This is a genomic window from Vreelandella massiliensis, assembly GCF_900155385.1.
Taxonomy (GTDB): domain Bacteria; phylum Pseudomonadota; class Gammaproteobacteria; order Pseudomonadales; family Halomonadaceae; genus Vreelandella; species Vreelandella massiliensis.
The window spans coordinates 785,719-809,454 of record NZ_LT699744.1; the positions used below are offsets into that span (position 1 = coordinate 785,719).

The window sequence follows — 23,736 nt, forward strand, 5'->3', positions numbered from 1 at the left end:
TAGAAGTACCGGGTATCCCGCGCAAAATCTGATGAAATACCAAAAAGTACACAAACCAGTCGATGAGAGGGATAAGCTGCGCCAGTTTCGCGAATTGGATGACGCCTTTGCCAACGCCCTGCGTGAACTCGACGATCCCAAAGGCTCGCTTAAGATTCCCACGGGCCCGCCGGTACGCTCGCTAGCGGCGTTAGAGCAAGAGGAGCAAGAGCAGAAAGAGGCGGAGCACAAGCGCGATCACGCGAAGGCATTCCGTGAGCGTTTTGACGCCCTATGGGCGGAATCCCCTTTGACGCAGGCGGAACTGCTCGCGTTGATTGAAACGCTGCTACGGTCGGGGCACTGGAAAGACGGTGAGGTGCCACGTCCCCAAGTTGTGTCGCAACCCTGACGCCTGATGCATTAGCGGTAACGGTAGACACGCAAGCTAGGCAGAAAGGGCTCGCTTTCGAGCTTTTCATCCCGGCGTTTAGCCCGAGTGCGGGTTTCAGGCGGGGTCAGCGGGGGCAGGTTGGTGTGAGGTAAGCGTCCATCAAGACTGGGCACAAACATCGGCATGGCCACATTCAGCGCTCGGCGGGTATGCCCATCGTCCAACGGCTCGGTAAAAAACAGGTTGGCCCGCATCAGCGGTGCTTGGGTCTGGACCTGCGCTAATATTTCTCCGCTCGGGATGCCAGCGAGCTTACGCAGCTGAATACGGACATGCGCGGCGTCGCTGTCCAGTGCGAGCAGCTTCTTCTCCGCATCCGCTACGGTTAAGCGCTTGATCGAGCGTCCGCTGCTGTACCAGGCAAAGCGCACCCGCGCGACCGGCGCTTCCGCTATGGGTAACTGCCGCCAGCACTGTTTAAGGTGCAGCCGCGCCAAGCCGGTTTTCTCAAGGACCCGCTCGACATCGGGGTGCCGCCTTGGCAGCTGCCCTTTGGCATCGCTGAGCAAAGCGGGCGAGTGCGCTTTGATGGCCTTCAAGCACTCGCTAAAGTCCGCCTTAGCGCGATTCGCCGCTTTCACCGCGTCCATCAGCGCCTCATCGGCGGCGATCAGGCCGATGTAATTGCGCGTTTCGCGGCCATCCTGACCCTCCGCATGCCACATATCGAAAAGCGCACGGCGCAGCCACGCGGCATCCGGGGTGGGGTGATCAAAGGCCCAAACCGCCGGCGGTCGCTCGCTGAAGCACGCAACGACCTGCTCCAGCGCGTCGAGCACGGCGTCAAAGCGTGTATCAAGCTGATGTTGCAGCTGATAAGGGAGCGCCGTTTCGGCGTCGCTGCCGGGTAGCGTCGTGGGCATAGCGGTTATGGCAACTCAGTTATAACAATTCAGTTATGACAAGGGCGCATCGCGGTCGGCTTGGGCAAGCAAGGTATCCATGTCGGCTTCGTCCATGGCCGATTCGCCGGCGATACGGTGCGACTCATCCGCCCAGGCGCCAAAATCAATCAGCTGACAGCGCTTGCTGCAGAAAGGGCGGTAGGTGTTCTCCGAGGACCAAGGCACTTTTTGGCCGCACTGCGGGCAGGCAACTTCCAAGGGGGTGTTGTTGGCCGCAAAGCGGTGAGGGGAAGACATGAGCGACTCCTGTGAAAAGCGTCTGAAAATTAAGCCGAACTTTCAGCCGCGCGCAAGCGTTCATCGAGCTTGGCGACTTGATGGCGCATATGCGCGGTATCCTGGCTGTTATCAATCACGGCATCGGCGCGGGCTCGGCGCTCATCGCGCGGCATTTGAGCGGCGAGGATAGCACGCACTTGTGTTTCGCTCACGTCGTCGCGTTTGAGCGTGCGCGAGAGCTGCATCTGTTCGGGGATATCGATCACCACGGTGAAATCCACCAGCGCATCCTGGCCAGACTCAAACAGCAGTGGCGACACCAGCAGCACATAGGGCGCGCCTTCGCCTTTTAGGCGCTCAAGATGGGCCAGAATGCGCTCGCGCACGCGGGGGTGGGTGACGCTCTCAAGCCAGGCGCGCTCTTCGGGCTGCTCAAAGATGATCTCGCGCAGCCGAGCGCGGTTCAGGGTGCCGTCATCGTGCAAGACGGCCTCGCCGTGACGCTGGCGAATGGCTTCCAGCGCCGGCTCGCCAGGGGCGACCACTTCACGCGCCACGTCGTCGGCATCGATCCAGGGAATGCCGCGTTCGCCGAATGCCCGCGCCACGGTGGATTTACCCGAGCCAATGCCCCCCGTTAACCCTACGATCATAAGACGCTCCTTAAAGCCCACTGAGTTGTAAATAGAGCGCCATTAGCCCATCGCCGCCGAGTAGCGCGACCCACCCGGCCAGCGCCAGAAACGGGCCAAACGCCATGGGGATACCGCGCTTATCTTTGACGCTCACCTGTAGCGCGATACCCACGATCGCGCCGAGGCCGGCGGCGATAATCAGCACCAGCGGCAAGAACTGCCAGCCAAGCCACGCACCAAGAGCGGCTAACAGCTTGAAGTCGCCATAGCCCATGCCGTCGCGCCCGGTGAGTAGCTTAAACAGCCAGTAAACGCTCCACAATATCAGGTAGCCCGCCATCGCGCCGATCACGGCGGAGGGCAGCATCAGCGGTTGAAACAGCAGTTGGTAGAGTAGCCCCGCCCACAGGAGCGGCAGCGTGAGAATATCCGGCAGAAGCTGGGTGCGCAGGTCAATCACCGCCATGGCAAGCAGGGCAAGGCAGGCGCCGGCGATAAAGAGCGTCTCAAACGTCACGCCGTAAAGGGCAAGGCTTGCTAGGGCGATGGCGCCGCCCGCCAACTCCACCAGCGGGTACTGTACGCTGATACGTGTGCCGCAGGCGGCGCAGCGCCCACGACGCTTGAGCCAGCCCAACACGGGTAAGTTGTCGTGCCACTTGATGGGCGCGCGGCAACCAGGGCACATCGAGGCGGGAAAGGCGATGTTAAAGCGTTCCGGCGTTTCCTCCGGCAGCTCCAGTGCCGCGCGGGCTTGGGCGCGCCACTGCTGCATCAACATCACCGGCAAACGGGTAATCACCACGTTCAAAAAACTGCCGGCGCAAAGCCCGAGCACCAGGGCAATGAGCCAAAAAATTAGCGGCGGGGCGTGCATAGGTCTCCTTAAAGCGCTGAGCCCAGGTTGAAAATCGGCAGGTACATCGAGACCACCACGCCCCCGACGAGCACGCCGAGCACCACGATAATCAACGGCTCCATCAATGAGGTGAGGGCGTCGACTTTGTTGTCGACCTCCTCTTCGTAGTAATCCGCCACGCGGTTGAGCATCGCATCCAGCGAGCCCGCTTCTTCACCGATACTGACCATCTGCACCGCCAGGGCGGGGAAGCGGTTGGTCATGCGCATGGCGAAATAGAGCTGCTGCCCGGTGGCCACGTCGTGGCGTGCTTGCTCAACGGCGCGCTCGTAGACTTTATTGCCGGTGGCGCCGGCGGAGGTATCCAGCCCTTCGACCAGTGGCACGCCCGAGGCAAAGGTCGTGGCCAGCGTGCGCGAAAAGCGCGCCACGGCGGATTTATCCAGAATATCGCCGATCACCGGCAGGCGCAGCAGCAGAAAGTGAAAGCGGTAGGCGACGTTGGGGGAGCGCTTGATCGCCTCTTTGAGCACGAAGACCGCCGCAATCAGCGCCCCGAAGGCGTGCAGCCAGTACTTCTGTGCAAGCTCCGAAAGGTTAACGGTCATCTGCGTCATCGCCGGGAGTTCGGCGCCAAAGCTCTGGAACATGCTCTCAAACTCCGGCACCACCTTAATCAGCAAAAGCATCGTCACCCCGATGCCGATGGCCATCACCGCCGCCGGGTACCACATGGCTTTTTTAACCCGCCCTTTTAGCGACTCCACTTTCTCTTTATAGGTGGCGACGCGATCGAGCATCTGATCCAGGGCGCCGGCCTGCTCGCCGGCCTCGACCAAATTCACAAAGAGGCGGTCGAAGTGTTTGGGGTGGCGGCTTAGGGCGTCCGAGAAGCTTGATCCCGCCGAAACCTCGTTCATCATCTGCTGCACCAGCGCCACCATGGCGGGTTTTTTCAAGCTTTCGGAGACCACCTGAAACGCTTGCAACAGCGGAATCCCCGCGCGGATCATGGTCGCCATCTGGCGGGCAAAGACCATGATATCGGCGGGGTTGATGCGCCCACGGCCGCTTAAGCTGCCTTTTTTGCGCAGCTTCTTCACGGTAATGCCTTGGTTTTGTAGCTCGGCGGTGATCTCCGCTTTGTTACGGCCGACGATTTCGCCGCTCAGTACGCGGTTATTGGGGCCGTTGCCCACCCACTTCCAGCGGGTAAGTTGAATCTCAGGGGTGCGGCGCGTCCGGGGCTTTTTCGCCATGGCGGTTCTCCTTAAGGGTTACTCTTTGGTCACCCGGTTGATCTCTTCAAGGCTGGTCAGCCCCTGCATCACCTTTAGCAAGCCGCTTTGATGCAGGCTGGGGTGGCCCTCCTTGCGCATGAGTTCATCAATCTCCAGCGAGTTGGCATCGCGCATGACCAGCTGGCGCATGGCGTCACTGATCGGCACCACCTCGTAAACCCCGGTGCGGCCTTTATAGCCTTGCGTACACTGCTTGCAGCCCACGGCTTTGAACAGCGTCGCGTTTTTGATCTCGTCATCGTGAAAGCCCTCTTTTTTGAGCGCCTCCTCGGGGATGTCGATGGGCTCTTTGCAGTGCTTGCACAGCTTGCGGGCCAGGCGTTGGGCGATAATCAAGCTCATGGCGCTGGCGATGTTAAACGATGACACCCCCATGTTGGCCAGGCGCGTTAGCGTCTCCGCCGCCGAGTTGGTATGCACCGTGGAGAGCACCAGGTGGCCGGTTTGCGCCGCCTTGACCCCGATCTCGGCGGTTTCCAGGTCACGGATTTCGCCCACCATCACCACGTCCGGGTCTTGGCGCAAAAACGCCCGCAGCGCACTGGCGAAATCCAGGCCGATTTTGGGCAGCACGTTGACCTGGTTAACGCCGGGGACTTTGATCTCCACTGGGTCCTCGGCGGTACAAATATTGCGCTCGACCTCGTTTAAAATATTAAGGCCGGTATACAGCGACACGGTTTTACCGCTGCCGGTCGGGCCGGTGACCAGAATCATGCCCTGGGGCTGCTCTAGGGCGTGCTCGTAGTGGGCGCGCTGCGCGTCGGTAAAGCCGAGTTGCTCGATGCCCAGTTGCGCGGCGGTGGGGTCGAGAATACGCAGCACGATCTTCTCGCCGTAAACGGTGGGCAGCGAGTTAACGCGAAAATCCAGCGAGCGCGAACGCGAGAGCTGGAGTTTGATCGCCCCGTCCTGCGGCAAGCGGCGCTCGGAGATATCCAGCCGCGCCATGATCTTCAACCGCGCGGCGATGCGGTTGCGCATGGCAAACGGTGGGCGGGCGACTTCAATCAGCATACCGTCGATACGAAAGCGCACGCGGAAGTGGGTTTCATAGGGCTCAAAGTGGATATCCGAGGCACCACGGCGAATCGCATCGAGTAGAATCTTGTTCACGAACTTGACGATCGGCGCGTCATCGCTGTTTTGCGGCGCCTCCTCTAGCGGCACTTCGTCGCCATCGGCGTTTTGGACGATATTCAGCGACGAGACGGCGTCATCCACGTCGTCCAGCTCATCGAGCATGCTGCGCTCGTTCTGCGCCAGGTAGCTATTCAGCGCCGTGGTGAGCTGGTCAACCGGCGCTAGCACGCCCTCCACGCTTAAGCCGGTGGCGAACTGCAGCTCATCGAGCTGTGTCAGCGTGGCGGGGTAGGGCACCGCGACGGTGAGGCGGTGGCCGTGGCGGGCAAGCGGCAGCACGTTGAGGTGTTGCAGCACCCGCACCGGGTACTCGGCGGCAGGCGGCAGCGCGTTCAAGCGCACCGAATCCAGATCGATCACCGGCAAGCCGTACTCCCACGCCGCCGCCAGGGCCGCTTCGGCGGGGTCGACCATGCCGCTCTCAATCACGTGGCTTAACAGCGAGGCATCCTGCTGCGCCGCGGCGGCCTCGGCGGTGGTGGCTTGCGCCTCGGTCAACAGCCCGTGCTTGACCAAACGCTGGGCAATACCGCGCAGCCCCCCACGCGCCGCCGCGTGACTGAGGGTGGATTCGTAAATGGGTTGGTTCATAATGGATCAATGCCGTCTCTACGCTTGCGGTGTGGTACTTTTACCATACCGACACCGCGAAAAGCACGGAACTTGATCAGTCTCAGCGTATCCAACGAATAGATGACAAAACTCACCGCACCATATTGAAAAATTACAATGTGCAAGCTAACGTAACAGCTATGAACCCAACGCGTTCGGCATCAACCGCCGAGCGGTCTTTCTCTCCAAGGAGAATGTATATGCAACAAATGACTCAAACCGCACCGCGCAACACCCGCCAAGGCGGTTTTACTCTAATCGAATTGATGATCGTCGTCGCGATCATTGGTGTGTTGGCATCCATCGCCGTGCCGCAGTATCAGAACTACACGGCTCGTGCACAGGCATCTGAAGGTTTATCTGTGACAGCTGGAGTAAGAGCGGATGTTGCTGAACGGTACTCTTTAATCGGCTCAATGCCTGAGACAGACTATTTCGATGATGCCACTGATCTCGGCATTACCGGTCGTTACGTAAGCAAGGTCGCATATAGTGGAGGTGGAAGTAGTGACGGAGTAATCACCGTTACCTTCAACAGTGATAGCGCTCTTAGTGATGACAAAAATACAGCTGTTATGACTATCTCGACTAATAATCCTCAGTCAGGCTGGACATGTGCTGCAGGAAGTGGCATGGATGACAATCAACTTCCAGCCGGCTGTAAATAATAATTCTTAGTACAATTTCAGCATGAAAAGCTAAATAATGGGGCTGTTTCGACAGCCCCTCTTTATGGGAAGAAAATGACATGAACGGAACTCAACGTGGTTTTACTTTAATTGAGCTGATGATCGTGGTGGCGATTATCGGCGTGCTGGCATCTATCGCGGTGCCGCAGTATCAGAACTACACCGCTAGGTCACAAGTGTCTGAGGCATTCTCACTGGCTGCTGCCTACAAAACGGCATTGACCGAATATTACGCTATTCACGGTCGTTTCCCTCAGAGTAACGAAGAAGCCGGTTTGCCTACAGACCATGCGGCCGTTCATGGAGGCAATGCTAGCCAAGGCTTTGGAGGTTACGTCGAAGCAATCGGCATTTCTCCGGCTACCGGCAATTATAACGCGAGATTTGTTATCGAAATGAGCGAAACCGCTAACAGCGAAATTGCCGGCGGTTGGATAGTCATGGAGGCGTATGAATCTAGCGGTTCCATCAAGTTTTCCTGTCGCACAACAACAGGTGCTGGTGAAGCCAGAATTCCGCCTAAATATATGCCTTCGTCCTGCTATGACGAAAAAGAATAGGTGCTTTATGAAACGATGGACTAGCCAACGTGGTTTTACCCTAATCGAGTTAATGATTGTGGTGGCGATCATCGGCGTTCTGGCGTCTATCGCGGTGCCGCAGTATCAGAACTATACGGCGCGGGCGAAAATTTCTGAGGGATTGAGCCTGCTGAGTGGGTTTAAGCAGCCAATCGCAGAATATCACTCGCTTACCGGAAGTTTACCCACCTCTTTACCGCAGTTGGGGTTGGACAGTGCTCTTTCTGGAGAAGGCGTGGGTAGCCATTCTGGAACAACAATTCGCGTGCCTTTTGAGTCTATTTTTTTCGAGAGTGACTTGTGGAGCGATTTTGAATGGCAGCGAAAAAATGAAGATGAAAGCCAAGCCAACGGTATTCTTGTACTTCGTACACGAGATGCACAGTTGACGGATGGTCAAGATATAGGCCTTCACCTTCAGGTAAATGCCAGCGGTGGCAGTGTGCGTTATCGTTGCATCGTCAACGAGCAAGCTGAACGGCTTAAATTTGTTCCCTCCAGCTGTCGCGTTGGAAACGCCAATGACTTTAATTGGTAAGTTTTTATGAACAAAAAATGCCAGTCAGGTTTTACCTTAATCGAGTTGATGATCGTAGTGGCGATTATCGGCGTATTGGCGTCGATTGCCGTGCCGCAGTACCAGAACTAAGTGGCACGAGCGCAGGTGGCGGAAGCACTGAATGTGTTGAGCGGTGTAAAAGTGCAGCTGGGAGAGCGCTATGCGTTTGACGGTGATTTTGGCAGTGGTGATGATAAGGGCTTAGAGGAACTCGTCAACCAAACCCGGTATATTCAAAGCGTCGATTACTTTTACCGGGAAGATAACGTAGCTATCGGCATGAACATGCGTGATCGAGCACCGGTAGCTAATGCTATCCGTGGTAAGCGCTTGCGTATTGAGCTTATTGCTGATGGCGGTTCCATTAAATGGTCATGTATGTCGGCCAAAAACAACGGGATCGAGGCAAAGCATTTGCCAGGTAGCTGTCGAGGAGAGCCTTCAAGTTTTTGAATATGCTAAAACCTTTTGAAGAGCTCTATGCTTAAAGGAAATATTGTGTCGGCCCATCAACGGGGCTTTTCCTTTGTTGAGCTGATGATTGTGGTGCTGATTGTCAGCTTACTCGTCATTCAAGCAATGCGGGCGTATCGCGATTTCCCGGCGCAAGCGCAGGTGCTTGAAGGCGTGACGCTAACCAGAACGATTAAAATCGATCTTGCCGAGTTTGTTGCCAATAATGGTCGGTTGCCTTCTGAGCGCGAGCTAAACGCGATGCAGTCGCAGCTCGACGGTATCTCTGGCAGCTTTCTTGAGCGCATTGAAGCCGGCGACACCTTGGATGACCCGCCACGCAGCACCTTTCGCCTCTATTTTAAAGACTCCCCCGATGTCGACCCGCAACTTCGCGATGGGGTTATGGTGATGGTCGCGCGCCTGCCAGAGGGTGGCGGCCAAATTGAGTGGGCCTGCCAAGAAGCCAGCGATCTTCAAGAAAGCGAAGGCGTGGCGATTGAGGCGCATCTTCTTCGCCCGGCGTGCCGCACCGTGGTGGGTGAGTGAGAGGCTGCCTTATTCACGGGGCGAGGGTTGTTGATGGTGAAACGAGAAATCACCGCTCATTCTGAGCTTGTCGAAGAAGAGCGGTGCCATTGCAGTGTGCCCTTCGACAAGCTCAGGGTGAGCGGGAGAGCGTGTCTGGTGAGATGTCATAGCAAAACGCCTTGCGCCTCAGCGATGGCATGAATCTCGCTTTTTTTGAGATTTGGCGCGTTGAGTACGACATCGATCTTGCGATCACCTATAGCCATGATAATGGCCGTCTCCATCTTTGCCATACTCAGTGCTGGATTATCCACTGAATAGGGCGCCGTCACTAAGAGATCAATATCGCCCCCTTTGGCGCTGTCATCCACGCGAGAACCAAACAGCTTGACCTCTGCCTGCGGGCCAAAGGTCTTGTCGGCGGCTTTTTTAATCGCGGCGATTTCGGTATTGTTCAAGCGCATCGTGTTTATCCCACACCAAACCAGTCCGGGTCAGTGACTGTGGTAAAAATATCTCCCTTAAAGTGGATGGGAGGTACGCTAGCTGGCTTTCGTGATTGGTGCTGGTCTCCTGTCGCACTTATATCAGGGGATTCAGTGAGCAAAATAACCTTAACATGTTGATTTTTAAGCTGCTCATATTGAGGGATGCGCAAAAACTCGCTCTTAATATCAGCTTCAAACTCAATGGCATACATTGTGCGCCTCCTATCACTTTGCTGAATATTAGCCTTCAATATTAGCACGTGGTAGGACTCATCCCCGAAAATTAGCTTGGTGCCGTAACAACCTTCGGTAGCATCTGCCATCAGCTTGGCTGAATCGCCGGGGGGGGGGCGTGCGCCTTTTTTGTTCGCGGCGATTTCGGTACTGTTCAGGCGCATCGTGCTTCTCCCATTCAACGCCCGGGTGCTGGCGCTAGAAAAATACGCCACAATGACAAGACGCGCAAACGAGTGGGTAAGAAAGCGCCCATTATGAGCTGCTTTCCTGGTCGAGATAATTGAAATATGACGTATTCGTTAACTCAACGCCTTGAGATTGCTATTACCATCGCCGAAGAAGCCGGGCGAATGATTGTTCAGGCGCGAAAAGAGCACTCATTCGGCCAGCGCTTGAAAGGCGGCGATGAACTGGTGACCGATGCCGATGTGGCGGTCGATCGGCTTATCCGCGAGCGGTTGCAGGCGCACTTTCCCGGTGAGACGCTGCTTTCCGAGGAGCTCTCCCCCGATCAGCAACAGTTAGACGCGCCCGCGCTCTGGGTGGTGGACCCGATCGATGGCACCGTCAATTTCGCCAACGGCCTGCGCCATGTGGCGGTGTCCATCGGCTGGCTCGAAAAGGGCGTGGGCAAAGTGGGCGTGGTGCATGCGCCGTTTTTGCAGGAGACCTTTGCCGCCACCAAAGGGCAGGGCGCGACCCTTAACGGCGAGCCGATTCAGCCCAGCGACGCCACCGAGCTCTCCCATACGCTGGTCGCCACCGGCTTTCCCTATCAAAAAGTTGACCGCGAAGCGCTACTGACGCGTTTGAGCGCGGTGCTTTCGCATTGTCAGGATATTCGTCGCAACGGCTCGGCGGCGCTGGATCTGTGCGACGTGGCGTGTGGCCGCCTGGATGCTTACTACGAGAGCGTCTCACCCTGGGACATTGCCGCCGGCTGGCTGATCGCCCGGGAAGCGGGAGCGTCCGCCGCGCACCTATCCTCTATCCCCGAGGGAGTGCCCCGTGACCTGTATAGCCGCCACCTGCTTGTCACCGCGCCTGGAGTACATGAGGCAATGAAAGCGCTACTGCTGGATGCGGACGCCCAACGCCCGGTTTGAAACCTGGGCGCGGAAAGGCACGTAATATAGATGCAGATCAAGGTGCGCAAGCCAAGCAAGATCTACGCTGACACTGTAGTAACGGCAATATCCATTAACCGCAATGTCTTGTGAGGTGCGCAATGTTAGAGGCTGTCATGCCGGTCGTTTATGGGGGAATTGGCCTACTGGTGGTGCTTTGCCTGGGGCTAGTGATTTGGCTGAGTAAAAGCATAGGCAACATTAGCGCGCCGGCGCCGGAAAGCGCTAAGCAAACAACAGGGTATCAAGCGGAAAAAGTGTCTTCGTCCAAAAGCAGGGCGTCCAGCAGTACCAAGAGCTGATCTTGGTGTTCGACCAGGGCTTTGATGGCGGGGCAGGTTTTTCGGGCCTGCATCAGGGCGGGTAACGGGTGGAGCTTTGCCGCGGGCAGCTCAATAAACTCGACCTCGCCATTGAAGGCGACATAGCGGTCGTGGCCTGGGCTTTTTAGGGTGAGCCGCTGCTGGTCGTTAACGGTGTGGCAACCCAGCACCCAGCGCGATTCTAGCGCCCAGCTCCGCTGGCGCTGATGCACCAAGACCAGGGAAAGGCGAAACTGATTGAGGTCGGGTTGCCCGCTCATCCCAAGCCCGCCTGATAGTCGCTAAACACTTTTTCAACATCCAGCAGGGCAACCGGCTTGCCGGCAAAATCCACCAGGGCGGCGACATAGGGCCGAAAGTGCTCCGGGAGACTTTCCGGTGGGTTTTTCAACTGGCTGAGGGGCAAATCCGCTACATCCAGCAGTTCATCCACCCGAATACCGCTTTGCATTCCGCTGGCGTGGGTCAGCAGAATCGAGCCAGAAACCGTCTTTTCAGGCGCGGCAAGTTGCAGCAGTGCGTGCAGCAGAATGACAGACTCGATATCCCCCCGCACATTGATGACCCCCTGCACGGAGTCCGGCATGCCGGGTACGTAAAAAAGACGCTCATCGCCCGGCAGCACCTCTTGGACAAACTCGCCTCGGAAAGCAAAACATCTGTCGCCCAGCGTGAAAATCACCAGCTTGACGGTGGGCTCCTCAACGTCCACCACGGCGCTGGCCGCTTCCTGTTTCATCGCCAGGAGTTCATCAGCGCTTGGCGTACTCATAACGCCTCCTCCACCACGACTTGGTTGCGTCCTTTGTCTTTGGCTCGGTAAAGCGCTTTGTCAGCGGCAATACGCAGCTCTTGAGCGCGAGCATGGTGGGGGAAGCTGCTGATGCCCGCGCTGAAAGAGCAGGTGAACTCATGATCACCGGCGTTGAAGCGTATGTTGGAAAAGTCTTCGCGCAGTTGATCAATCAGAGTGGCCGCCGACGCCGGGGTAATATTTTTTAATACAATGGCAAACTCTTCCCCGCCGTAACGCCCGACGATATCGTTAAGGCGCAGGCGGTGGCGCAGTATCCGCGAGAGCGCCAAAAGCACCTGGTCGCCGGCAACGTGGCCATAGGTGTCATTCACCAATTTAAACCGGTCCAGGTCCAGCATCACCATGCATAGGCTTTCCTGTTGGCGCTTGGCATTGGAGAGGGCCGCTTCCAAAAGCTCGGTGGTGGTGGTGTGATTGTAAAGCCCGGTAAGGCTGTCTCGAATCATCAGCGCGCGCAGCGAGCGCATCCGCTCCGCGCGCAGGGAAACCGCGGTCACCAGCTCCTCGGGAATAACCGGTTTGGTGATAAAGCCCTCCACGCCCGCTTGCATGGCCGAGAACTGTTTGCGCCGGTCGGTTTCGCTGGAAAGGTACACGATCGGTAGGCTCAAGTGCTCGGGTAGCTGGCGAATCAAGGCGGATAACTCAAAGCCGGTGCAGTTGGGCATGTAAACATCCAACAGCACAAGGTCAGGGCGAAACTCCTGCAGCGTCGTCAAGACCTCGCCGGGCTCGGAGAGCGAGTGAACCAGCATGCCCGCTTCTTCGAGCATTAGGCCGTGGTAACGGGCCACCTCCGGTTCATCATCAACGATCAAAATCCGATACGGCTCGAAAGGGCTGTCATCCATGATCTCATCCAGCGCCGTTGCCAACGCCAGCGGCTTGACGGGCTTGGTGAAATACGTTTTGCACCCCGCTCTCACCGCGCTGAGGCGGGCTTCAAAATCGTCAAAACCGGAAAGCACAATGGCGGGTAGCTGCTGTCCGGTCACTTTTTGTATCTCGGCCAGCGCCTCCGTGCCAGCGGTTTTCCCCTGAGGAAAGTGGACATCCATGACGACCGCATCGGGGCGCTTTAACACCACCGCCTCGTCGAAGGCTTCTGTTTCGGTAAAGTGCTCGACTTGGTAGCCAAAACAGCGCAGCTGATAGCCTAAATGCGTGACATGCTCCAACTCATCATCACAGATATACACAAGCTTCTGTTTCTTCACCGCGCTGGCTTGCGCCAGCGGTGGCGCGTTGACTTCAAGCAGGGGCGCCGGCGTTGCGTGGTGGTGGGGGGCGTCGTCACCGATCAACGTTTGCGTGTGAGCGTCCAGCCGCTGTAGTAAGGCGCTAAGACGGTCGGGCCGGCCTAGGGGCGTGCCGTCATCGATGTCATCCAACAGCTGCTGAAGATACGCTTCCGCTTCATCCGCCACCCTGGCAAGCTGGTCAAAGCCAAACGAGTAGCCCGTGCCCTTTAGGCTGTGAAATGTCCTGTGCAGCTCAACCGCGGCCATCCTGTTACGGCAAGGGTCGGCCATGAGCGCACTCAGCTGCTGCTGGGCTTCTTCCAAACGCGTGGGGAGCTGGGCAATAAAGCGAGCGCGAAGCTTGGCGATTTTGTCCTGCAGGGTGGATTGCGTCGAATTCATCAATGACTCCGTTAAGTGAACGCTGATTTACTGACCGTCAAGCACACCGCGCATGATACGGGGCAGGCTTTCATCGAGCGTAAAATCCTTGACGAGGCAGGCGCTCAGGCCGCTCTCCTGCTGGCGCGCCGCTTCTGGGTCATCGCCGGTCAGCAGGATAAACGGCAGTGTGTTGCCCTGTTCACGCAGTTCGCGGAAAAACTCAATGCCACTGATCAGCGGCATATTCATGTCACTGATGATTAAACCTATCTGCGGGTGGGCGTTGAGTTGCGCCATGCCGTCCACCGCATTGTCGGCGAGCACCGGTTGGTGCCCTTGGGCTTCCAGCACGGCCGCCACCATCTCCCCAGATAGCGCATCGTCATCCACCACTAATACTTCCATCGTATCCTCCTGCTGATTTTTTTAAACGGTGGGTTATCCCAGTAATAGCTGCAGGGTTTCCACCAGGCTGCTTTGATCAAAGCTGCCTTTGACAATATAGGCATCCGCGCCCACCGCCAGCCCTCGGCGACGATCGCTCTCTTTTTCCCGCGAGGTAATGATGATGATGGGGCGGTCTTTGTAGCGCTCCTGTTCGCGTAGGCGGGCGGTCAGGGCAAAGCCATCCATGATCGGCATTTCCACATCCGTTAGCACGGCGTCGAAGTCGTCCCGCAGCGCTTTTTCCAAGCCATCCTGGCCATTCTCGGCCAGGGTGACTTGGTAGCCATGCGCTTCCAGCACATCCTTCTCGATCTCACGGGTATTCAGCGAGTCATCCACCACCAGTATCCGGCTCGCGTGTTGCGCGGGTGCGGCTTGGTTGTCAATTGGCGTTTTGGCCTGGCGCGCGCGCTCTAGGAGGTGGGGCACATGGATAAGGCTGACCAGCTCGTTGTGCCCCGTGGTGACCATGCCTGAAATCAGCGGCTGCTGGCGAAGGTGGCCAGGCAGCTGCTTGATGACAAGATCCCGCTCCTCGATCAACTCATCCACGATCAGCGCCAGCTTTTCGTGCTGTACATGGAGCACCAGCAATAGCGCTTGATCGGCTTTTTTAGGGATTTTGGTTGGTGTCTCCGGCAAGTGTATCAACTCGCTCAATGCCAGAACGGGAACAAACTCATTGCGCAGGATAATGGCATTGCGCTCGGCGACCCTCATCATGGCATCGTGCTTAACGCGCACAAGCTCACTGATGTACTGCGCGGTAAAGCCGAGCTTGTGGCCCTGTACCTTGACCAGCAATACCCGCATCAGCGCCAGCGACAGTGGCAAGCGCAAATGGAAACGGCTGCCCTGACCGGGGCGGCTATGGACGCGAAGGGCGCCCTGAAGGTTGTCCACCACGGAGCGTTTGACCACATCCATGCCGACCCCGCGACCCGAGATGTCGGTAATCATGGCGCTGGTGGAAAAGCCGGGCAGAAAAATCAGGTTCATGATTTCCTGGTCACTCAGGGCATCTAACTGCTCCGGCGGCATCAGGCTTTTTTGCAGCACCTTATCGCGGATGGCCTGCAGGGAAATGCCGCGCCCGTCATCGCGCACCTCGATGACCACCCAGCTACCGTCCTGCCAAGCACTCAGGGTGATGACGCCTTGCGGTGGCTTGCCTGCTGCCTCTCGCTCTTGCGGCGTTTCCAGGCCGTGATCCAGGCCGTTGCGCAGCAGGTGAACGATCGGGTCGGCGAGTTGATCAATCATCTGGCGGTCAAGCTCTATGTCCGACCCTATCACCCGGCATTCGACCTGCTTGCCCATGGAGCGTGCCATCTCGCGCACCATGCGGCCGGCCGAGTCAAAAAGGGTCGATAGGGGAAGCATCCGCATCTGCATGGCCTTTTCATGCAGCTCCTGCATGAGCGACTCCTGCCTCTGCACGCCGGTGCGCAGTTCACGGTTGAACAGATCCAGCGTGTTCAACCAGCGCGAGTCTGCCTGGCTGGCGCCGAGCTTGAGCTGTCGTGAATCCTTGACCAGCTCTCGCATATGGGCGTGGCTGGAGACCACCTCGCCCATCAACTTGATCAACTCATCCAGGCGGGTGAGCTTGATACGCACGCTGTCATTGGTCTTGAGGCTGGCTTCTGGGGCGGGTGATTCGCGCTTTGGCGGCTCGGGCGAGGAGGGCGGTGCCTGGGGCGCGGCGGCTTCCTCTGGCTGGCCCTGCTCCGGCTGGGGCTGTTCTGGTTGTGACTGCTCTGCTTGGGGCTGTGCGGCTTGCGTCAATGCCTGGCAAAGTGCCGCGTCCTTGTCCGGTAACTGGGTGGGGTCTTGGTGCTCCGCAAGCTGGTCAACCTGGTGGGTGAGGGTATCGATGGTTTGATAAAGCAGGTCGGCGTGTTGGGCGGCATCAAAGGTCACCTTGCCCTCCCGCAGCGCGCTTAAAAGATCTTCCAGGGCGTGAGCGGTTTCGGTGATGGGCGTCAGTTTGAGCATCCGCGAAGAGCCCTTGAGCGTATGGGCCGAGCGAAACAGACTGTTCACTTGCTCCGCGTCGGCTTGCCCCTGCTCCAACTGTGCGACGCCCTCGCTGAGCTCTCGCAGGTGGTCTCTGGCTTCCTCGATAAAACGCACGACAAAGCGGCTAATATCCAGCGCCATGCTTTACTCCCTCTCCTGTACGCCGGGCGTCGGCGTATGCGCAAGGCGGGCCAACTGATGCTCAATCAAAAATACAACATCCGATCGATTGAGGTTCAACGGCAGCACCTCAAGGCCCGTGGGCGCTCCTTCCTGACCCTGTAGGCAGCGCTGAGCGGCTTTGTAGGCTCGCGACGCCAAGGCGCTCTTGTGACCGTGATGGCACACCTGCGCCAGATAGTAGTGAGCGGGCCAGCAGTCGGGCCTGATATACACCGCTTTCTTGAATGCCTTCTCCGCTTCGTCGAACTGCGACTGCCACTTGTGCAATAAGCCCTGAAGCACCAGGGCATCCAGCCACCAGGGCTCGACACGCAGCTGCGCCTCCACAAGCGCTAAAGCGTCAGCGAACTGTTTGCGGTTGCCCAGCAGCCAGGCCTTGAGCAGCCGAGCTTCGCGCACATGGTGGCCCGCGGCCAAAAGCTGATCGAGTTGCTGGCTGGCTAAATGGCTTTCCTGGTTTAGCAAGCGCTGAACAATATCGTCGGTGCGGGCGCTTGGCGTGGGGGCGGGCGCGGCTTTTTTCTCGCCTTGCGGCGGTGGAGAAGGCGGCGGCGCAGCAGAACGAGCGCGGGTTGCACGCGGGGGCTTGGTCGCTGCCCGTTTCCTTGCCGTACCCGAGGTGATGCCCAAAGGGCGGGGAGCGGTATAAGAGGGGGGTAAAAGCGCCTGACCCTTGACGAAGTAGTAGTGCCCTTGCTCTTCGACCAGGGTAAAAACGCCTAGATCATTGGCCAGGGTTTCCGAGCTGCCGACGATCAAAAAGCCGTCGGGTTTCAGCATCTCCGCCAGTTTGCGCTGGATTTTTAAGCGCGTATCCGTATCAAAGTAGATGGAAACGTTGCGAAACAGAATCACATCGTACTCTTGCCGCTCGGCGGGGCAGTGGGCAGCCAGCAGATTGAGCTCGTGAAAGGTCACGCGATGGCGTAGTGGGGGCTTTAGCTGAAAATGCGGGCCTGCCGACTCAAAGTAGCGAAGGCGAAGGGGCTCGGGAACACCGCGAAAGGAGAAGGGCGAATAGAGGCCCTCACGCGCCTTGCGCAGTATCTGACGATCCAGGTCGCCGCCGGCGACCTGAAACAGATCCGCTGCTTGCTCCCCCCATGCCTCTTCCAGGGCAATCACCAGGCTGTAGGGCTCTTCACCGGATGAGCAGCCTGCACTCAAGATGTTAACCGGCGGGTGGTGGCCCTTTAGACGCAGCCAGCGCGGCAAGAGATGCTGGGTAAGCAGTTCTAACTGGGCATTTTCACGAAAAAAGTAGGTTTCATTTACCGTCAACTGGCTGACGAGATCCTTAATCAGCTCCTCGTTTTGCTGCAGCATGGGGAGCAAGTCTTCAAGGCGCTTGTTCTCGACCCGAGCCGCCGTCTGCAGGGCCTTGTGCAGACGGTCTTCAGCAATGCCTTCCAGAAGCAAGCCGCAGTGCTGCTTGATCAGTGCCTTGAAAGGGTGAAGCGCATTATGCATTGAGGCCCGCCTTCAGGTGGTGCAGATAACCGCTGGGCGTCAACGCCAGAATACGCTGCATTTCATCGGCAAGCTTTTCCAAGGGCAGCTCACGGTGCACGCCGCCGAGCTTCACCGCCTCTTGGTTCATGCCGTAGATGAGCGAACTGGCTTCATCCTGCGCGAGACCAACGCCGCCTTTTGCATGGATTTTTTGCATTCCAGCGGCGCCGTCCCGACCCATGCCGGTCAGAATGACCCCGATGGCTTCCTTGCCATAAACCTCGGCAACGGAGGCGAGTAGGTGATCGCAGCTGGGGCGATAAATATCCGTTGCGGTTCTGGCTTGGAGGGCAACCCGGTGGTAAGGGGTGACGGTCAGGTGGGTTTCCGAGGGCGAGATATACACATGGCCCGCCTTGAGGGGTTCGCCCTCCTCCGCCACCTTGACGTTGACATGGCACATCCCTGATAGCCATTGGGCCATGCCCTCTACGAAGCCGTCACACATATGCTGGGCCAGCAGAATCGGGGCCGGAAAGGTGGCTTCCAGGCGCGGCAGTAAACGGGCCAGCGCCTGAGGGCCGCCGGTTGACGAGGCCAAGGCAAAGACGTGCTGGTAAGGGCGCGCCTTGGCGTCGCCAGGGGCCGACCGGGGAAAGGGCGAGCCCTCAACCGGGGCTTTTGAGGCCACAAGCGGTGGTGTCGCGACGTTATTCGTCATGATTCTGCGCTTGATGCGGGTAATCACAGGCACGCCGGCGAGCAGGCGTGCCTTACGCACAAACTGGGCGGCCTGAGACGGAGTCAAGTCAGGCTTGGCGATCACCTCCAGCGCCCCCATATCCAGCGCCTCGCACGCCATTTCCGCATCGGTTTCGCTGCTCACCACCAGAATCGGCACGGCCTTTTCGTGCATGATGGCTTCGATGGCCTGTAGGCCGCTCATGACGGGCATGTGTAAGTCCATGGTCACAAGGTCGGGGCGGTGCTCGCGGACCAGCTCGACCGCTTCCTCGCCATTGCGGGCTTCCGCAACGACCGCCATGCCACCTTGCTCCAGCAATTCCCGGAGCAGGGCGCGGGCCGTGGCACTGTCATCGACCACCAACACCCGATACCGCTTGGTGGGATTCACCGTTTGTCTCCATGGGTTCGGAACTCTTGCACTAGCTCCATCAGGCTGCGCGACATCGACAGCATATCCTCGCTGATTTCGGTAATGGAGCGTACCGACTGCGCGTTATGAGAGCTGGCCGAGGCAATATCGCGCAGCGCCACCACCACCTGGTTGCTGGCGGTTTTTTGCTGCTTGGTGGAGAGCGAAATCTGCTCGGCGGCGCTGCTGGTTTGGCTGGCTGCCTCCAGCAGGTCATTGAGGTCTTCTGCGGTGTTGGCGCTCACTTCCAGCCCCGATTGAATGGAGTTGGCGCCTTTTTCCGAGGTGATCACCAGGCGGCTGATGGCATCTTGAATTTCCTGGATATGGTCTTCGATCTCTCGGGTGGAGTCGGTCACGCTGTCGGCGAGGCGGCGGATTTCACTGGCCACCACGGAAAAACGCTTGCCCGATTCGCCGGCGCTGGAGGCTTCCAGGGCGGCGTTGAAGGCGATGAGCTTGGTCTGGTCGGCGAGGTTGTTGATCAGGTCCATGACCTTGCTGATCTGCTTGGATTTGGCCCCAAGCTCCATGATTTCTGCCAGGCTCTGCTGGTTATCCGAATAAATATCACCCATGCGATCCTGCAGCTGCTGCATGGCATCCACCCCCTTGCGGCTGTTGTCCAGGGTCAGATTGGCCACTTCCACCACGGACTGGGAGTGATCGGCAATGTGGGTTGAAGAGGTGGAGAGCTCCTCCATGGTCGAGGTGATCTCAGCCACCGAGGAGGACATCTCTTCCACCGCTGCCGCCATGGACTGGCTGACTTCATCCTGAAGGTCGCTGTTGCGACCCACCAGGCCCGCGGTGTACGCCAGATTGCGCGCCGAGGCGTTGAGCTGGGTGGAGCTATGGGTCACGCTTCTGACCACCCCTTCAATTCTTTCCAGCAAGCGGTTGGTCTGAGTGGCCATCTGGTGCCATTCGGTCTGCTTGGGCGCCTCCAGGCGTTGCTCCAGATCCAGGGTCTGGGTGATATGTTCCAGCTGCTGTTGAAAGTGCTGCAAGGGGCGCGTCAGGGTCAGCGCCAGCCAGTAAACCAGAAGGCCGCTGACAAGCGTCACCAGCAGGGCCAGGCCGCCCAGTAGCGTGAGTAGCTTGGTGGAAACGGCGTTGACTTCCTCGGCGTCCACCAGTAGCAGGAACTGCCAGCCGGTCGCCGGCACGCTAACCGAGGAGGCCAGCCAAGGCTGGTCGTTGAACGTTACCGACTGAATCCCTTCCAAGCCCGGTTGAAAATCGGGCACGACGTCTCGCAACGCTTTCTGAAGCAGCGCCGGATCAGAGTGCGCCAGCACCTGCCCGTCTGCGTCCAGCATGACCAACTGGCTATTCCAGCGCATCTCCTGCTGCAACAGTTCATCCACCATCGCGGAAATGTGCAGGTCTCCGCCCAGGATGTGATCAGGGTTTTGTGCAAGAGGCACCGCCAGGGTCATGGTGAGATCGCCGGTCAACAGGTCGACGTACACCGGGGTCAGGATTAGGTCATTTTTCTCTTCTGCCTGAATAAACCAGGGGCGGGTTCGGGGGTCGGCGCCCGGCGGTAGCGCAATGGGGGGCTGCGATTGAATCACCTGGCCATCGTCGGTACCGATATGCACCAGATCAAACCCCTGCGCCTCTTTGGCCACCGTGAGAAAGTCTTGCCAGACGGTTCGGTCTTCCGGGTTGCCGGGCAAGTGCCGTGCCAGCGCTTGTAGTTGCTTTTTTTTGTCCACCAGCCACTCATGGGCCTGGGATTGGGCTTTCTGCAGGCTATTGTGCATCTCACTGGCAACCGCCCGGTCCACTTCTTGGGTGAGGAGTTGTCCCGCGAGTAAACTCAGCAAGGCCAAGGCCAAGAGCATCAGCGTTGAAACCGACACCAGAAATTTCTTTTGTAGCGAGAGTTTCTGCCAGCCACGGAAGCGGACGGATGCTGCGGTTGTTGAAGGCTTCATGCGCCTATTTTCTCCTAAACAGGTCACTCAAACATCAAAGGCGCCAAGAACGAGCCAAACAGAAAGGCCAAGCGGATGATCTTCCTGAGGTTTGGTGGATACAGTGGGTGGATACGGCGCTTCAGGTGAAGAGTATCTTGGCTGAACGCATCTTGTAAGTGCTGATACGCGTCAAGTTTATCCGCATCTCACTCAAGTCGGGGTGTCGACGCCGATTTGTCGGGGCTCCTTAAGCCAGCGGCGCCAGCAAGCCCTCGACTTGGTGCGGGTCAAGCAGCGCTTGTGCGACCGATTCGATCTCTTCGGCCAAAGGGCGGTCCTCTTGCAGAGTGGTCGCGTGTTGGCGTGCCCACCGATGCAGCGCCTGGGAAGCCGGGCTCAATGCCTCGGTGCCAGTGATATCCACCGCTTGCGCCAGTACCAATACCTCTATCGCCAGAATCTGATAGAGCTGAGTGAGGCTCGTACTGACGCGGCGAGCGGCGATGGTCCCAAGCGGCACGATATCCTGATTATCGGCATTGGTGGGTATCGATTGAACGGAGGCGGGCATGGCGTGGCTGCGAAGCTCCGCGACGAGCGCCGTGGCGCTGACCTGGGCGCCCATGAAGCCGCTATGCAAACCGGTATCTTGCGGCTGCATGAAGGCCGGCAGGCCGTTATTGCGCACCGGGTCCGTGATACGGGCGATGCGTCGTTCACTGTAGAGCGCAAGCTGTATGACCGCACTGTTTAAGTGATCGCTGGCAAAGGCGAGGTGTTGACCAAAAAAGTTGCCGCCATGCAGTATCGCGTCTGCGTCCGGGAAGAGTAACGGGTTGTCGCTCACCGAGGCGAGCTCTGTTTCGACGCTGCTGGCGTGCTGGGTGCAGACATCCCAAGCGGCGCCCAGGGCTTGAGGGGCGCAGCGCAGGGTGTAGGCGTCTTGGGGTAGCGGCTGGTCGCGAGCAATGCCCTCTAGCGAGCGGGGCAGCGCCGTGGCACTGAGCGGTTTTAGCGCGCGGCTTTCGCCGGAGAGCGCCCACAGCCAGCGATGCAGCTGTTGTTGCCCGGGGTGCGGGCGTACCGCGCCAATTCGCGGATGAAATGCCTCCCGGTGCCCCTCCAGCAGTTCCGCGTAGAGCAGCACGCATAGCGTGCTCAGCTTGATCGCACGCTGCGCGCGGACCGCGTTGAGCGCGGCAATACCGACGGTCACCGAGGTGCCGTTGACCAGGGCAATCGCATCTTTATGCGCCAATGTCAGCGGCTCGATGCCAAGCTGGCGGTGTGCCTCGGCGCTTTCGATCCACGGCCCCCCTTTAACGCTCACTCGCCCTTCGCCAGCCAGGGCGCGCGCCCAGTGCGCGAGCGGGGTTAAATCACCGCTGGCGCCGACGGTGCCGCGCGCAGGGATCTCGGGGGTTATCTGGTGCGTCAACCAGAATAGCGCGCGTTCGATCAGCGCGAGGCTAACCCCTGAATGGCCTTGGCAGAGGCTAACCAAGCGGGCGGTCATCAGCGCCCGGGCTTGGTCGATGGCGAGCGGCTCCCCCACGCCGCTACAGAGGTGATACACCAGGTTACGTTGCAAAAGGGCGGACTGCTCTGGTGCCACGTAGGTGCTGGCCAGTGGGCCGTAACCGGTGGTGACGCCGTAAATGCGCTGACGTTGTTCGATACGGCTGAGCAGAAAGGCATGGGCCTTTTCCACGTTGTCGCGCTCATGGGACGAGAGCGTCGCGGTACCGCGGGCAAGCGCCACGGCTTCAAGCTGCTCAAGGGTGAGGGATGTCAGCATGCAAAACGTCCTTATTGGGGCGGGGCGGCCAGGCTACCAGTCGGTTAATTTACCCATGGCGTTGGTGGGGAGCGCGTCGCCATAGGTGATCGACACGGGCCGCTTGGCGGAGGGCCAATCGCTGATGGCCTTTTCCAGACGCGTCGCCGCCTCATCGCGGTACGCCTCTGTGGGCACCACGAAGGCCTTCAGACGCGTCTGGCCATGGGATTGAGTGGGCCTGACGGCGCACTGCTGCACTTCCGGCAGCGCTTCCAGTTCGCGCGCGACCGCTGACGGGCTGACGTTGACGCCGCCCACCGAGACCACGTCGTCATGCCGGCTGCCCAGCGTAAAGCGTCGCGCATCTTCCCATGCCACATGGTCTGGCAGGTGGGCTCGTTGAGGGCGTGCGTCGGCGGCGATGAGCGTATCGGATGTCTCTCTTTGCCAGTGGGAGAGCAGGGTATAAGACTCGGCGGGGGCGAATCGGGTGGCGACGCCGCCGGTTTCCGAACTGCCGTAGATCTCCATCAGCGGCATGCCGCGCGCGGCAAGCGCGCTGGCCACCTCGCCGGGTAGCGGCGCGGTGGAGCTCACCCCAAGCCCATTCGGGGGCCAACCAGCACGAGCCTTGGCAAGATACGCCCAGCGTGGCGGTACGGTGACGACCACATCGCCTTCATGCAGCGTGGGTAACGTTTTATCGGCCAACTGTACCTCAAGGCCATTGACAGCGGGGTAGGCCACGCCGAGCATGAAGCCGTAGAGGTGATGCAGTGGCAGCCAAGCCACGACGCGTTTGGGGGTTACCTGCTCGGCAATACGCTGATGCAGCGCTCGTGCTTCGGCGTCGATATCCGCCCAGCGGTGGTGGCAGGCCTTCCGCTCGCCGGTGCTGCCCGAGGTGTGAAAGACCAAGCCAGAGGTGTGAGCCACCGCCCGCCCAATCAGTGCCGCCCAGGCGTCGACGCTCTCCTCCATCAACAGACGATCTTCCATGCCGGTTTCATGCAGACAAAAAAACTCCGCCACACTGGAGGCTAAATAAAGACGCTCCAGCGAATCGATCGCAGGAGCGTCGGATAGCGAGGAGAGCGGTACACCCCGGTAATCGCTAAGCTCTGTGGCCAGTAGTGAGTGCAATACGGCGCGAATCAGCGGCGGGGTCATCCATGTAGGCACGTACGGCTTTCCTTCGTTGTGGGCTTTAAAGGGCTATGGGTTTAAAAGG

27 protein-coding genes are annotated in these 23,736 nt (G+C 58.8%); 8 read left to right on the plus strand and 19 right to left on the minus strand.

All coding sequences use genetic code 11. The annotated features are described in order from the left end of the window. The first annotated feature begins 31 nt into the window (after window positions 1–31). Entirely contained in the window at window positions 32–391 is a 360-nt protein-coding gene (locus BQ9846_RS03640; protein WP_075879242.1) for a hypothetical protein, read from the plus strand. Between the two features lie 11 nt (window positions 392–402). On the opposite strand, the gene BQ9846_RS03645 is transcribed toward BQ9846_RS03640, so the two are convergent. Genes BQ9846_RS03645 through pilB form a run of 6 tightly spaced genes read right to left on the minus strand, consistent with a single transcriptional unit; the run spans window position 403 to window position 6,086 of the window. Beyond that, a complete protein-coding gene (locus BQ9846_RS03645) occupies window positions 403–1,296 on the minus strand; it encodes a DNA replication terminus site-binding protein (RefSeq protein WP_075879243.1) in 894 nt (297 codons plus the stop codon). A gap of 33 nt (window positions 1,297–1,329) precedes the next feature. Beyond that, a complete protein-coding gene (yacG, locus tag BQ9846_RS03650) occupies window positions 1,330–1,575 on the minus strand; it encodes a DNA gyrase inhibitor YacG (protein ID WP_075879244.1) in 246 nt (81 codons plus the stop codon). Window positions 1,576–1,604: 29 nt separating this feature from the next. Next, on the minus strand, window positions 1,605–2,210 hold the full coding sequence (gene coaE / locus BQ9846_RS03655) for a dephospho-CoA kinase (RefSeq protein WP_075879245.1): 606 nt from the start codon (window positions 2,208–2,210) through the stop codon (window positions 1,605–1,607). Between the two features lie 10 nt (window positions 2,211–2,220). Beyond that, window positions 2,221–3,069 carry a prepilin peptidase gene (locus BQ9846_RS03660; RefSeq protein WP_075879246.1) on the minus strand — a complete coding sequence of 283 codons (849 nt, stop codon included), beginning with the start codon at window positions 3,067–3,069 and terminating at the stop codon, window positions 2,221–2,223. A gap of 8 nt (window positions 3,070–3,077) precedes the next feature. After that, complete coding sequence (locus tag BQ9846_RS03665; protein WP_075879247.1) at window positions 3,078–4,310, minus strand: type II secretion system F family protein; 1,233 nt, start codon at window positions 4,308–4,310, stop codon at window positions 3,078–3,080. An 18-nt stretch (window positions 4,311–4,328) separates the two neighbouring features. Beyond that, on the minus strand, window positions 4,329–6,086 hold the full coding sequence (gene pilB, locus BQ9846_RS03670) for a type IV-A pilus assembly ATPase PilB (RefSeq protein ID WP_075879248.1): 1,758 nt from the start codon (window positions 6,084–6,086) through the stop codon (window positions 4,329–4,331). A 221-nt stretch (window positions 6,087–6,307) separates the two neighbouring features. On the opposite strand from pilB, the gene BQ9846_RS03675 reads away from it, so the two are divergent. From BQ9846_RS03675 to BQ9846_RS03695, 6 genes are all read left to right on the plus strand, one after another. After that, complete coding sequence (locus BQ9846_RS03675) at window positions 6,308–6,775, plus strand: pilin (RefSeq protein ID WP_210433164.1); 468 nt, start codon at window positions 6,308–6,310, stop codon at window positions 6,773–6,775. Between the two features lie 80 nt (window positions 6,776–6,855). After that, entirely contained in the window at window positions 6,856–7,356 is a 501-nt protein-coding gene (locus tag BQ9846_RS03680) for a pilin (protein WP_075879249.1), read from the plus strand. A gap of 7 nt (window positions 7,357–7,363) precedes the next feature. After that, a complete protein-coding gene (locus tag BQ9846_RS03685; protein WP_075879250.1) occupies window positions 7,364–7,915 on the plus strand; it encodes a prepilin-type N-terminal cleavage/methylation domain-containing protein in 552 nt (183 codons plus the stop codon). Between the two features lie 6 nt (window positions 7,916–7,921). Next, on the plus strand, window positions 7,922–8,026 hold the full coding sequence (locus BQ9846_RS16910) for a type IV pilin protein (RefSeq protein ID WP_422821874.1): 105 nt from the start codon (window positions 7,922–7,924) through the stop codon (window positions 8,024–8,026). A 15-nt stretch (window positions 8,027–8,041) separates the two neighbouring features. Continuing rightward, window positions 8,042–8,389: a pilin gene (locus tag BQ9846_RS03690; RefSeq protein ID WP_235818896.1), complete on the plus strand. Its 348-nt coding sequence runs from the start codon at window positions 8,042–8,044 to the stop codon at window positions 8,387–8,389. 45 nt (window positions 8,390–8,434) lie between these two features. Next, window positions 8,435–8,938 (plus strand): pilin, encoded by a 504-nt coding sequence (locus tag BQ9846_RS03695; protein ID WP_159437904.1) that lies wholly within the window; start codon window positions 8,435–8,437, stop codon window positions 8,936–8,938. A 9-nt stretch (window positions 8,939–8,947) separates the two neighbouring features. Here the strand turns inward: BQ9846_RS03695 and BQ9846_RS16675 are convergent, their stop codons facing one another. The 3 genes from BQ9846_RS16675 to BQ9846_RS03705 are packed head-to-tail and all read right to left on the minus strand — an operon-like array spanning window position 8,948 to window position 9,806. Beyond that, a complete protein-coding gene (locus BQ9846_RS16675; RefSeq protein ID WP_159437905.1) occupies window positions 8,948–9,088 on the minus strand; it encodes a hypothetical protein in 141 nt (46 codons plus the stop codon). Beyond that, the gene (locus BQ9846_RS03700; RefSeq protein WP_075879252.1) at window positions 9,085–9,384 is read right to left on the minus strand and encodes a nucleotidyltransferase domain-containing protein; all 300 of its coding nucleotides are present in this window, start codon (window positions 9,382–9,384) and stop codon (window positions 9,085–9,087) included. Before BQ9846_RS03700 ends, BQ9846_RS16675 begins: the two co-directional genes overlap by 4 nt. A gap of 5 nt (window positions 9,385–9,389) precedes the next feature. Continuing rightward, window positions 9,390–9,806 (minus strand): hypothetical protein, encoded by a 417-nt coding sequence (locus BQ9846_RS03705; protein WP_075879253.1) that lies wholly within the window; start codon window positions 9,804–9,806, stop codon window positions 9,390–9,392. Window positions 9,807–9,932: 126 nt separating this feature from the next. On the opposite strand from BQ9846_RS03705, the gene BQ9846_RS03710 reads away from it, so the two are divergent. Then, complete coding sequence (locus BQ9846_RS03710) at window positions 9,933–10,751, plus strand: inositol monophosphatase family protein (protein WP_075879254.1); 819 nt, start codon at window positions 9,933–9,935, stop codon at window positions 10,749–10,751. A 265-nt stretch (window positions 10,752–11,016) separates the two neighbouring features. Here BQ9846_RS03710 and BQ9846_RS03715 read toward each other — a convergent pair whose 3' ends face one another. The 10 genes from BQ9846_RS03715 to BQ9846_RS03765 all read right to left on the minus strand — a co-directional run bounded on the left by BQ9846_RS03715 (window position 11,017) and on the right by BQ9846_RS03765 (window position 23,687). Beyond that, window positions 11,017–11,355, minus strand: a complete 339-nt coding sequence (locus BQ9846_RS03715) for a hypothetical protein (protein ID WP_075879255.1) — start codon at window positions 11,353–11,355, stop codon at window positions 11,017–11,019. Then, window positions 11,352–11,867, minus strand: a complete 516-nt coding sequence (locus BQ9846_RS03720) for a chemotaxis protein CheW (protein ID WP_075879256.1) — start codon at window positions 11,865–11,867, stop codon at window positions 11,352–11,354. Before BQ9846_RS03720 ends, BQ9846_RS03715 begins: the two co-directional genes overlap by 4 nt. Beyond that, window positions 11,864–13,555 (minus strand): diguanylate cyclase, encoded by a 1,692-nt coding sequence (locus tag BQ9846_RS03725; protein ID WP_075879257.1) that lies wholly within the window; start codon window positions 13,553–13,555, stop codon window positions 11,864–11,866. The genes BQ9846_RS03720 and BQ9846_RS03725 overlap by 4 nt, the downstream gene beginning before the upstream one ends. A 27-nt stretch (window positions 13,556–13,582) precedes the next feature. After that, window positions 13,583–13,942, minus strand: coding sequence for a response regulator (locus tag BQ9846_RS03730; RefSeq protein ID WP_075879258.1), 360 nt, complete (start codon window positions 13,940–13,942; stop codon window positions 13,583–13,585). Window positions 13,943–13,975: 33 nt separating this feature from the next. Then, the gene (locus tag BQ9846_RS03735) at window positions 13,976–16,147 is read right to left on the minus strand and encodes a hybrid sensor histidine kinase/response regulator (protein ID WP_075879259.1); all 2,172 of its coding nucleotides are present in this window, start codon (window positions 16,145–16,147) and stop codon (window positions 13,976–13,978) included. 3 nt (window positions 16,148–16,150) lie between these two features. Beyond that, window positions 16,151–17,659 (minus strand): CheR family methyltransferase, encoded by a 1,509-nt coding sequence (locus BQ9846_RS03740; RefSeq protein WP_075879260.1) that lies wholly within the window; start codon window positions 17,657–17,659, stop codon window positions 16,151–16,153. Beyond that, window positions 17,652–18,776, minus strand: a complete 1,125-nt coding sequence (gene cheB / locus BQ9846_RS03745) for a chemotaxis-specific protein-glutamate methyltransferase CheB (protein WP_075879261.1) — start codon at window positions 18,774–18,776, stop codon at window positions 17,652–17,654. The genes BQ9846_RS03740 and cheB overlap by 8 nt, the downstream gene beginning before the upstream one ends. Next, complete coding sequence (locus BQ9846_RS16450) at window positions 18,773–20,743, minus strand: methyl-accepting chemotaxis protein (RefSeq protein ID WP_144049367.1); 1,971 nt, start codon at window positions 20,741–20,743, stop codon at window positions 18,773–18,775. Before BQ9846_RS16450 ends, cheB begins: the two co-directional genes overlap by 4 nt. Window positions 20,744–20,972: 229 nt before the next feature. After that, window positions 20,973–22,523: an HAL/PAL/TAL family ammonia-lyase gene (locus BQ9846_RS03760; protein ID WP_075879264.1), complete on the minus strand. Its 1,551-nt coding sequence runs from the start codon at window positions 22,521–22,523 to the stop codon at window positions 20,973–20,975. A gap of 33 nt (window positions 22,524–22,556) precedes the next feature. Continuing rightward, window positions 22,557–23,687, minus strand: a complete 1,131-nt coding sequence (locus BQ9846_RS03765; RefSeq protein WP_075879265.1) for an AMP-binding protein — start codon at window positions 23,685–23,687, stop codon at window positions 22,557–22,559. Window positions 23,688–23,736: the final 49 nt, after the last annotated feature.